Source organism: Pseudarthrobacter enclensis (assembly GCF_030811655.1).
In the GTDB taxonomy this organism is placed as follows: domain Bacteria; phylum Actinomycetota; class Actinomycetes; order Actinomycetales; family Micrococcaceae; genus Arthrobacter; species Arthrobacter enclensis_A.
In genome coordinates, this window is the sequence record NZ_JAUSRE010000005.1 from 228110 (window position 1) to 238386 (window position 10277).

The 10277-nt window shown below is 64.0% G+C and carries 10 protein-coding genes; 6 read left to right on the top strand and 4 right to left on the bottom strand.

The window, feature by feature from the left end:
• Positions 1 to 23 precede the first annotated feature (23 nt).
• The 3 genes from J2X98_RS07025 to J2X98_RS07035 all read left to right on the top strand — a co-directional run bounded on the left by J2X98_RS07025 (position 24) and on the right by J2X98_RS07035 (position 4260).
• Positions 24 to 1292, top strand: a complete 1269-nt coding sequence (locus tag J2X98_RS07025; protein WP_307305985.1) for an alkaline phosphatase family protein — start codon at positions 24 to 26, stop codon at positions 1290 to 1292.
• Between the two features lie 2 nt (positions 1293 to 1294).
• Positions 1295 to 2425, top strand: a complete 1131-nt coding sequence (locus J2X98_RS07030; protein ID WP_307306018.1) for an alkaline phosphatase family protein — start codon at positions 1295 to 1297, stop codon at positions 2423 to 2425.
• A gap of 173 nt (positions 2426 to 2598) precedes the next feature.
• A complete protein-coding gene (locus J2X98_RS07035; protein ID WP_307305988.1) occupies positions 2599 to 4260 on the top strand; it encodes a sensor histidine kinase in 1662 nt (553 codons plus the stop codon).
• A gap of 71 nt (positions 4261 to 4331) precedes the next feature.
• On the opposite strand, the gene J2X98_RS07040 is transcribed toward J2X98_RS07035, so the two are convergent.
• Entirely contained in the window at positions 4332 to 4796 is a 465-nt protein-coding gene (locus tag J2X98_RS07040) for a SpoIIAA family protein (protein WP_307305990.1), read from the bottom strand.
• Between the two features lie 315 nt (positions 4797 to 5111).
• Complete coding sequence (locus J2X98_RS07045) at positions 5112 to 5255, bottom strand: hypothetical protein (protein WP_307305992.1); 144 nt, start codon at positions 5253 to 5255, stop codon at positions 5112 to 5114.
• A 229-nt stretch (positions 5256 to 5484) separates the two neighbouring features.
• On the opposite strand from J2X98_RS07045, the gene J2X98_RS07050 reads away from it, so the two are divergent.
• The 3 genes from J2X98_RS07050 to J2X98_RS07060 all read left to right on the top strand — a co-directional run bounded on the left by J2X98_RS07050 (position 5485) and on the right by J2X98_RS07060 (position 7463).
• Positions 5485 to 5718 (top strand): hypothetical protein, encoded by a 234-nt coding sequence (locus J2X98_RS07050; protein ID WP_307305993.1) that lies wholly within the window; start codon positions 5485 to 5487, stop codon positions 5716 to 5718.
• 438 nt (positions 5719 to 6156) lie between these two features.
• A complete protein-coding gene (locus J2X98_RS07055; RefSeq protein WP_174237496.1) occupies positions 6157 to 6306 on the top strand; it encodes a hypothetical protein in 150 nt (49 codons plus the stop codon).
• Entirely contained in the window at positions 6303 to 7463 is a 1161-nt protein-coding gene (locus J2X98_RS07060) for a N(5)-(carboxyethyl)ornithine synthase (protein WP_307305998.1), read from the top strand. Before J2X98_RS07055 ends, J2X98_RS07060 begins: the two co-directional genes overlap by 4 nt.
• A gap of 103 nt (positions 7464 to 7566) precedes the next feature.
• On the opposite strand, the gene J2X98_RS07065 is transcribed toward J2X98_RS07060, so the two are convergent.
• Both J2X98_RS07065 and J2X98_RS07070 read right to left on the bottom strand, forming a co-directional pair.
• Positions 7567 to 8454, bottom strand: coding sequence for a response regulator transcription factor (locus J2X98_RS07065; protein WP_307306000.1), 888 nt, complete (start codon positions 8452 to 8454; stop codon positions 7567 to 7569).
• Between the two features lie 1199 nt (positions 8455 to 9653).
• Positions 9654 to 9809 carry a hypothetical protein gene (locus J2X98_RS07070; protein ID WP_160147558.1) on the bottom strand — a complete coding sequence of 52 codons (156 nt, stop codon included), beginning with the start codon at positions 9807 to 9809 and terminating at the stop codon, positions 9654 to 9656.
• Positions 9810 to 10277: the final 468 nt, after the last annotated feature.

Consider the following 10277-nt stretch of genomic DNA (forward strand, 5'->3'; position numbering starts at 1 on the left):
TCCTCACCTGCAAGGAACCAGACGTGAACCTCTCCAGACGCCGCTTCCTCGGGGCCGCGGGAACCGCTGCCGCCACCACCCTGGCCGCCGGCAGCGCCTTCCAGCCGGCCGCCGCCGCGCCGACCGCGCTTCCGGCGCCCGGTGACTCGGGCATCGAGCACATCATCGTGGTGATGATGGAAAACCGCTCCTTCGACCACTTCCTCGGCTGGATGCCCGGTGCCGACGGCATGCAGTCCGGCCTCAGCTACACGGACCGCTACGGCATCCCGCACTCCACCTACCATTTGACTGACTTCCAGGGCTGCGGTCATCCGGACCCGGACCACTCCTACGAAGGCGGCCGGATCCAATACAACGGCGGCAAGAACGACGGCTGGCTGCGGGCGGGCGAGAACGACGAGTTCGCCGTGGGCTACTACAACGAACCGGATCTTGACTTCTGGCGGCAGGCCGGGCCCGACTGGACCATCTGCGACCGCTACTTCGCCGCGACCATGGCCGAAACCTACCCCAACCGTTTCTACCAGCACGCCGCCGCCACCGACCGGATCCACAACTCCACCGCCACCTCCACCCTCCGCACCATCTGGGACCAGCTGGCCGCCGCAGGTGTTTCCGGCAAGTACTATTACGGCGACATCCCGTTCACCGCCCTCTGGGGAGCCAAGTACCAGGGCATTTCCCGCCCTTACGCGGAGTTCCTCACGGACTGCTCCGCCGGGGCCCTGCCGGCAGTTTCCTTTGTTGACCCGCGCTTCACCGACGAGGGCTCCGGGACTTCAGGCGATGACCACCCGCACGCGGATATCCGCTCCGGCGAGACGTTCCTCGCCGAGGTCTACAACGCGGTCACGTCCGGCCCGGGCTGGGCCAACACCATGCTGGTGGTCAATTACGATGAGTGGGGCGGCTTCTACGACCACGTGCCTCCGGCGACGGCCCCGGACACCAGCCCCGAAACAGCACTGCGGGGCTTCCGGGTCCCGTCCCTGGTGGTCTCGCCCAGGGCACGGCGCCGGTACGTCGCCCACGACGTCTACGACCACACCTCTGTTTTGAAGGCCATCGAGTGGCGGTGGAACCTGCCGCCCCTCACGCCCCGCGACCAGGCCGCCCGCAACATCGCCGAGGTCCTGGACTTCGGCGCCCCCGCCAACCTGGCAGCCCCCTCATACCTGGTCCCGCCGTTCGTTGCCGGCCCTGCCTGCACCCCCGTGGGCCCCCCGCCCGCAGAGGAATGGTCCGGATTGAAAGACAAAGCACTCGCCGACGGATGGAAGCTCCCGTGACAATGAAACTCCGCGCCGCCGCTGCGGCCACCGCCGTGTTCGCCGCAGCCCTCATTGGCGGAGCAGCGACGCCGTCCCAGCCGGCCGCCGCTGCCCCGGCTCCCGCCACCGCGCCGGCCGCCCAGAGCTACCTGCCCGGAGCCAACCACGTCTTCGTCATCAACCTCGAAAACAAGGGATACGACGAAACCTGGGGCCCGGCGTCGGCCGCTCCCTACCTCTCCCAGACCCTGCGCAGCCAAGGCGTCCTGCTCAACCAGTACTACGGCACAGCGCACAACTCCCAGCCCAACTACGTGGCGCAGATCTCCGGCCAGGGACCCAACCCCCAAATGCAGGCCGACTGCCAGACCTACACCCCGTTCGTGGGCGCCGGCACCGCAAGCCCCGGACAGGCAGTGGGTGACGGCTGCGTGTTCCCGGCCAGCGTGCCCACGGTGGCCGGGCAGCTGAAGGATGCCGGCAAAACGTGGAAGGGGTACATGGAGGACCTGGGCACCCCCTGCCGGCACCCGGCACTGGGCGCCGTCGATGACACCCAGAAAGCAAGGGTAGGTGACCAGTACGCTGCCCGGCATAACCCCTTCGTCTACTTCGCCGGGATCACCGGATCCCCGGACTGTGCCACGAACGACGTCGACCTCTCCGCCTTAACAACGGACCTCGCCTCCGCTGCCACCACACCCAACCTGTCGATGATCACCCCGAACCTCTGCCACGACGGACACGACTCACCCTGCGTGGACGGGCAGCCCGGCGGCCTGGCGAGCGCCGACGCATGGCTCAAGCAATGGGTCCCCGCAATCACCAACTCCCCCGCCTTCAAACAGGACGGCGTCCTGGTGATCACCTTCGACGAATCCGACGGCCCCCAGTCCGACGCCAGCGCCTGCTGCGGCGAAGGCCCCGGCCCCAACGCCGCGCTGCCCGGCATCACGGGCATGGGCGGCGGCCGCGTCGGCGCACTTGTCCTCTCCCCCTTCACCAAGGGAGGCACCTGGTCCACCACGCCCTACAACCACTACAGCCTCCTTGCCAGCATTGAGGACACGTTCGGCCTGCCGTACCTGGGTTACGCCGGAACGCCCGGGCTCAACAGGTTCGGACTGGACGTATACAACGCCGGCGTTTGACCGGTCTGACGAGAGGCACGCCACAGGGAGCTGACCCAGGAGTCCGAGCTGCGGCCGGAACGGGGAACGCGTGGACGCGGGCAGTGCTGATCGCCATTGTTGCCTACCGGTGTTGATTCGGGGCGTCGCGGGGTAGGTCTCCTTTACAAAGTTCAGAGCAGGTAGGGGAGACCATGCTTTTTGAGCCGCTGTATGACTACTACCGGAAGCTGGGTCCCAGGGGCCGGGCAGTGCTGTTCCAGCTTCCGTTGTCGACGACGATACTGCTGGTCACGGTCCTCACGTTGGTGCTGAATCCACAGATGGATACTTCCGGGGCGTTTCTTTGGAGTCTCGGGGCGCATGTGCTGCTCCTTGCCGCCTGCGCGGTGATGCCGTGGGGACGCCTGCCAGGACGGGCCGTACTCGTCATCCCTGTCCTGGACTGCATCGCCGTCGGAGTCTCGCGTGAGGCCGCCGACCAGTACCTCTCCGTCCTGGGCTTCCTCCTGGTCTTTCCCGTCGTGTGGCTGGCCAGCGACCGCCGCCGCAGCAGCGTTCTGATCGCCGTTCTCGCCACCATCCTCAGCACAGTCCTGCCCCCGGTCTTACTCGGCACAGGCTTCGAGGGCCCGGACTTTATCCGGATCCTGCTCCTGCCCATCATTCTCGGGGCGGTCGCGCTCACGGCTTACGCGATCACCAGCGCCCTCTACCTGCAACGCCGCCAGTTGGAAGCGCGGGGCGCGGAGGTCCGGGAGCTGCTGGCCGCAAGCGAGGACCGTGAGCGGTTACTCAGTAGCGTTATGGACACAGTGAGCGTCGGAGTCTGCGCCCTGGACGCCCAAGGGCGGCCCGTCCTCACGAACCACCACTTCAGCAGCCATTTTGAAGGGACCCTGACCGGCAGGCAGCTATCCGATGAACCACCGGGCTTCGTCGTCTACGGCCCAGACCGGAAGCATCCACTTCCGCCGGAGCGACGCCCCGGCTTCCGGGCGGCACGAGGAGAGTCCTTCACAGACGAACTGATCTGGGTCGATAACGGAGCCAGCCAGAGGGCCTACTCCGCGACGTGCCGGCTGATCCGCGACTCCCGGGGCGTACACCGGGGAGCGGTCCTAGCGTTCACCGATGTCACAGCGTTGGTCGAAGCGCTTTCCGCGAAAGATCAGTTCGTTTCCAGCGTCTCCCACGAGCTGCGGACGCCGCTGACCTCGATCCTCGGTTACATGGATCTGGCCCTTGACGAGGACGATCTTAACCCCGACCTTGAGATGTACCTGACCGTCGCCAAACGGAACGCCGAACGGCTCCTGCACCTGGTCGGCGACCTCCTGACAATCGCATCGGACGCCATCACCATCAACCCGCGGCACGCTGACCTCGGCGACGTCGTCAGCCAGAGCGTCCAGGCTGCCCAACCACGGGCCCAGGCCGGAGGCGTAACCCTCGAACTTCTCATCGCCGGCACCGCCACTGGCCACTTCGACCCTGACCGCCTCGGCCAGGCCATCGACAACCTGATCTCCAACGCCACCAAGTACACGCCCCGCGGCGGCAAAGTCACCGTTAAGGTCCACGCCACCGGCCACGAGCTCCGGTGTGAAGTCACTGACACAGGCGTCGGCATGACCGAACAAGAGCTCAACCAGGCCTTCACGCGTTTCTTCCGCGCTGCCAATGCACACTCTTCCACCATCCCCGGCGCCGGCCTGGGACTGGCGATCACCAAGTCCATCATGGAAAACCACCGTGGCCACGTAGTTCTCGCCAGCAGCCCGGGACACGGAACCACGGCGGCGCTCACACTTCCGGCCGCCGACATGGAGGCTCTCACCCGAGCCCCCGTGTAGCTGGACTTGCGGTCCATCTGTTCCCGGCCTACGGCGCAATGGCAACTGATCAGCGACCTTATGCAGCCCCGTTAGCAGTAGCCTTTCAGCCATGCCATGGCCTCGCCCTCGTCCACGAAGTACCTGGCGGGGCAATCCGGCCACGCGAGTCCGCGAAGGCCGTGGGCGATGACCTTGTCTACAGCCGTCCCGCCGAGGAGGGCGAAGGCTGCCACGTGGGATGCCTCACTGTAGAACGTGACAGCTTCCCGGCTCACTGATCCAACGCCCGTGATGTCCAGGAGAACACATACCGGCTTGCCCGCTGCCAGTGCAAGCACCCGGTCCCGCGCTAACTCACCATCGGCTTTGGTGATATGTGATTGGGGTTCCAGGTCAATCCTGAGCATTCCCGGCCCGACCTGCTCTACGCTGACCCGCGGAGTCCGCTCAGCACCCAAGGACCGCACGTTTCCGGACAACTCAGGTGCCCCGACGTTGCCCGCTCCCGCATATCTCCCTAATGCCATGCCGCCTGCAATCAGTCCGGCAGCCACGCGATCAAAGTAAAGTGGCGGCCCCTTTGTCCCCTTCGCCCGGTTGCTTCAGGCCTTCCGTCACGCTACGGGAAAAGATGCCCCAGAGTCCAGCATTAAGTGCCGTCCAGGCGTCCCGGGCAACCTATGCGCGCCGCCACACGGGAAGCCCTGTTGCTCGCGGCTCTTCGGGTCCAGCCACGCGCACCATGTAAGACGCCGAACCGTCCTTCTTGATGCGTACATGCGGAATCCGAGGCATTCCGAGGGCTGTGCGAGGAAGTCCGAGACGAAAGGTGTAGACGTTGTCCACACCCCGTTTTCGGCGGTGAAGGATCACCGGGGCAGCAGATGCCCGGAAATTTGGGCGGCAGAGTCCAGCAAGTCGATGCTGCCCGCGGCGACTCCGACGACGAGGTCGAAGCCTTCATCGATGGTGAAGGCATGCCAGTAACCGTTGATCCAGAGCAACAGCACCACGAGTGTCCGCGCGGTCCATTCGTCCCCATCAAAGAGTGGATGGAAGCGTGCGACCGATTCCGCAGCGAAGGCCCGAGCAGTTGGAGGTCAATCACCCTAACCGCTGCCCCTGGCCTGAAGCTTTTTTGCCGTCTGCTTAAGCGGCGGGCGAGTCGGGAGTACCGCAGATGTATGGTTGTGCTCGTAGAGTTGCCGCACGTCCTATTCAAGGAAGCTGCGAGGTGCAAGTGTGAACGAGTATGAGGCTTCACTGGTCATTAGGTCCGGAGCTGAGCAGCTGTCGGCGGCGTCTTCTGACCCCCGCTCGGAGGAAGGCTATGCGGCAGTCAAGGCCAATATCTCGGTAGCATTGGAGCGCCTGGCGGAAGCTCTTGCCAACTTTGAGGCCAGTTCCCGAGCGCCCAACCGTTCGATCGGCTGGGTTCAGGACCTTCGCCGCGTAGCGGACGACCTGGGGGAATGACAACGCTGAAACGCCAATGACAGCGAGGACGTTCCAGGCAGCTTGTCGGTTTGCACGGTCGTCGTGGCAGGTAACGAAAATGACCATCACCGGAGCATGCCCGAAAGACCGTTGCCGGGAGCTGTCCGGGAAGGGCACGTCGGAATCGAGAGTGGAGGAAAGGGCAAAATCCTCGAACTCCTGTCCGTCGCCCACACGCCCAGCGCGAAAAGCGCCCTTGCGGTTCTCTGATTCTCGGCGCACCTGGCATCTACTCAAGGGGCCGATCGGCCCCTTGAGTACTCTGCGTGGGACGACATAGGCCTCTCCCCAGCGTGTCGGCGCGTCCACCCACGTCTGGACGTACGGACGGATCCATGGACGGCTCCGGGGGCGCGTTAGGTAGGTACCTGTATCGTTCATAGTCAGGAACCTTTCGGTTCCGCTACAGGAGCAATCATGGCTGACAAATCCCCCCGCCAAACAGCATCCAAGAAATCCGCCAAAACCATCAAGGAAAAACGCGCCGACAAGAAGGCCGCCGCGGCACCGCCCAGCTCAGGAGACAAAGCCACGGCCGCCAAGTCGATAAGCCCTAAAAAGAAGTGACCGGCACGACCGGACACCTCACCCTCGGTGTCCTCTCAGGCACCCGAAAACCCGACGAGCGGCGCCTCCCCATACACCCCCTGCATTTGAAGCGGATCGCGCCCGAACTCCGGCAGCACATCATTTTTGAGAAAGGTTACGGCGAGCGTTTTGGCGTGTCGGACTCCCATCTGGCACCACTCGTCGGAGGGGTGGTGCCGCGCGCCCAATTATTGGCTGAGGCCGACGTCGTCCTCCAGCCCAAACCGCAGCCTGCAGACCTTACCGAGCTCCGTGACGGGCAGATCCTTTGGGGTTGGCCGCACTGCGTCCAGGACCGCGCCATCACCCAGCTCGCCATCGACAAGAAACTCACGCTGATAGCCTTCGAGGCGATGAACCACTGGGCCAGCGACGGCGGATTCGGGCTGCACGTGTTCCACAAAAACAACGAACTGGCCGGTTACTGCTCCGTGCTGCACTCCCTGGCACTGACCGGCTCCACCGGGGACTACGGCCGAAGACTCAGCGCCGTCGTCATCGGCTTCGGCGCGACCGCACGAGGGGCCGTCACTGCCCTCAATGCCCACGGAATCCACGACGTCCAGGTCCTGACCAACCGTGGGGTGGCCGCTGTGGGTTCGCCCATCCATTCGGTGCGGATTGTCCAGTTCGATCACGACCCCAAAGCGCCGTTCCTCAGCGAGGTCATCACCGAACGCGGACGCGTCCCACTGGCGCCGTTCCTGGCCGAAAGCGACATCGTGGTCAACTGCACCCTGCAAAACCCGAACGCACCCCTGACCTACCTGCGGACGGAGGACCTGGACGCTTTCCGGCCCGGCAGCCTCATAGTTGACGTTTCCTGCGATGAGGGAATGGGCTTTAGCTGGGCGAAAACCACCACCTTCGCCGAGCCGATGTTCACGGTAGGTGACCACATAGATTACTACGCGGTGGACCACAGCCCCTCTTACCTCTGGAAGTCCTCCACTTGGGAAATGAGCGAAGCCCTGCTGCCCTTCCTGGAAACCGTGATCACGGGTCCTTCAGCCTGGACGGGGAACGAAACCATCGCCCGCGCCATTGAAATCCGCGATGGCGTAATCCTGAACCAGGACGTGGTGCAGTTCCAGCAACGGGAACGGGACTACCCGCACAGCCCTCTACCCGCCTAGGCTACGTCGCCCTTAGGGCCGGCCCTTTCGGGCTGGCCGGCCCCGGGCCCACCGTCTGGTGCCTCGGTGATTCACCTGCCCTGAAGTCCGGGCCCCAGGACCTTCAAACTTCATCCCCGCGTTCCGGCAAGTGACTTGCGGCGGGACGCCGGGTACGGGTCACGGCCAAGGCATCAGAGAGCCGCATGGCATCCAGTAGCAGCATGCTGCGGGACGGCGGCACGCTGCCTGCCTCGCTGGTGCAGATAACCAGCGCCGCGGTGACTCCCGCGATCAAGGCCGGGTCTCGACTGCGCAGGTACTCCCGTGCAGGGTCCCCTGTGTGCTCAAGTTCCCGGGAGATGAAGACCGCGACCTCGGTCCTGCGTGCCATATCGAACTTCATCAACACAGACGAGACCATGTTCTTCACGGTTTTTTCGGCCAGAAACAATTCCTGCCCGATCTGGACGTTACTCAACCCCCGGGCCACCCCGACCGCCACCTTCATTTCCTGCTTTGAAAGCATCCCCAACCGACCGTCGGGGCCATTCGTCCCGTCGGCCTGGATCGGAGCCAGGATGCCGGTCTGGAAACGAGGACTGTAGGCGGTGTACCCCTTGACGGCCCGCCGGATCAGCCTGAGTTGCTCCTCGTTGTCATCCTGTTGTGACAGACACCCCCAAGCCCCGGCGAGAATGGCCCCGATCAAGACAGCTTCGTCAGTTTCGCCCGTCATCAGCACGCACCGAATGGTGGCGTCAGCAACTGCGAGGGCCCGACAAAGCCCGGCACCAGAGCCATCGGGAAGATCATCATCGATGATGGCCAGATCCGGACGCAACGCAGGGATAAGCCGCGCTGCCTGGCGGACAGATCCCGACTCACCGGAAACACTGAACCCGTTAGCCTCCAACACACCCCGGAAACCGCGCCTGACGAACTCCTCACCACTCACGACGTACACGCTGCCGAAGGAGGACGCCAAACCAGGTTCATGGCCAGTCGCCATACTTGCATCCGTTCGTTCGCCCTTCGAAACCGCAAAGGCTTTATTAGTCTCCTGCTGCCACCCTGGCCCCACCGCGAAAAGGAGAACAGGCACCTACCCCACAGGTATCTGTCGAAAAAGCGAACCAAATTGCCGACTCACTTACAGGCTAGCCCCATAAGCAGAGTCCCGACAGCTGCAGGGCCTTTCCATTTTGCCTGCAGTCATTCAGCGCGGCCGTCCGCCGAGCCCGCCAGGTGCCCTTGCTGTCGTCCAGGCGGCCTTCGTTCTCTGGGACAACCTCCAAAGTTCTACTCAGTCAGGGAAGTAAATGCGCCAGGGAAAAGGAGGGCCTCTCATGCGCGATAGTAGTATCCGGCCACGGTTCAGCCCGAGAGCGCATGCCAATCCTTCGCTGGCCCAATACCGTTACGAAGTGGGCTAAATCCGGGGTGTACGTCCGAGCCTGGCTAAGTCAGCGGACATCAGGGCAAATCAAGGGACTGCCAGCCCATGCTCACACTGCGCTCCCGCGCAGCGCGGGCTGCTTCCGGAGAACCTCATTGGCTGCAGTAAGGCCTGAACCAGCGGCAAGATGAGGGGCAACAACCAAAGCCCCGCGACGTGGTTGACGATCAGGGCGCATGCCAGACGAACTAAGAATTGTGGTTGCTTCCGCGCCTCGCCGTAATCGGCTCCGGCCCACGCCTGCTCACCTGTGTCACAACTTAGAACGAGTACGTGATTTTTGCCGGAAGATTTTGAGGCCATCGGCGCTCCTGACCTGGATCCGGACATCCCCGGCCGTCCTCGCCAGGGGCGTCCCCATTGAGGCTTTCATGCCGGATTTCTTCAGTTCGGAATTACGCAAAACTGCTTCGGTGCTGCTGCTCGCCTTGGCCCTTCTCGTCGGGCTTCGACTTCGAGGCCACGTGGGCCACGGAATAACCCGGCCATGCGGCGCAGCGCCTGGACCGCTTCCCGAACGACGCCGCGGCGCTGAAATGCCTCTACCTCGTGACCCGGTCCTCGAAGGCAGAATCAACTAACCACAAGCAAGGACCACCGTTAATCTGAGGGACCCCGGCTCTGGGTTATTCGCTACGAACTGGTAGATCCTGCCGGCGAAAACGAATCCGTGGCCAAGGTCGCCGTGCAGCCCGCCAGAACGGCAGGCTGCACGCGCAACTACTCAGGCTGTGTCGGTACACACGCCCTCGTCACGGGGCGAAGGGTTCAACGATGGATGCGATGCCATGGTCGACGCAGAACTGTCCAACGCGTAGTGCGTGGTCTACAACGACGGGCTCATCATGGAGGGGCTGCCCGCACTGGGGGCAGCCCTGCTGTTTCTCGCGGACATCTTCCGTCGACATCAGCGGCTCTCCTTCTCAGTCAGGTGATGTTGATTTTGCTGGTGAACAAACTCCCGGGCCATTACTCAGTAGGGACTCAGCTGGAGCGGGCTCCGACGAGTTGTTCCTGGCTTGCGCCGGTTGCCGGATCACCGCGCCGGCTGTGCAGCAAGGGCCGGCAGGATGGGGCTCCTTCAGCGGCGCACATTTACCTGGCGGACGTTGAAGATGCAAGGACATCGAGTGCGAACACGACCGCCGGCAAATTGAAGTCTCACTCCGGCTTCCTTGGACGCGGTCCTCTTAGCTGCCTCAACCTGCGTGGCGAATTCGGGAAGGTCCAGCGGCCGGAGACTACTCCGCTTCCGCGGCTGCGGCGACGGCGGCGGTGACGGCGGGGGCCACACGCGGGTCCAGTGGGCTGGGGACGATGTAGTCGGCCGACAGGTCCTCGGCGGCAAGGTCCGCAATCGCACGGGCGGCCGCAAG

Bases quoted from the DNA above. Each gene is read 5' to 3' on its own strand.
- J2X98_RS07035 (WP_307305988.1), top strand. From the start codon at position 2,599: ATGCTTTTTGAGCCGCTGTATGACTACTACCGGAAGCTGGGTCCCAGG.
- J2X98_RS07065 (WP_307306000.1), bottom strand. From the start codon at position 8,454: ATGGCGACTGGCCATGAACCTGGTTTGGCGTCCTCCTTCGGCAGCGTG.
- J2X98_RS07070 (WP_160147558.1), bottom strand. From the start codon at position 9,809: ATGTCGACGGAAGATGTCCGCGAGAAACAGCAGGGCTGCCCCCAGTGC.
- J2X98_RS07055 (WP_174237496.1), top strand. From the start codon at position 6,157: ATGGCTGACAAATCCCCCCGCCAAACAGCATCCAAGAAATCCGCCAAA.
- J2X98_RS07030 (WP_307306018.1), top strand. From the start codon at position 1,295: ATGAAACTCCGCGCCGCCGCTGCGGCCACCGCCGTGTTCGCCGCAGCC.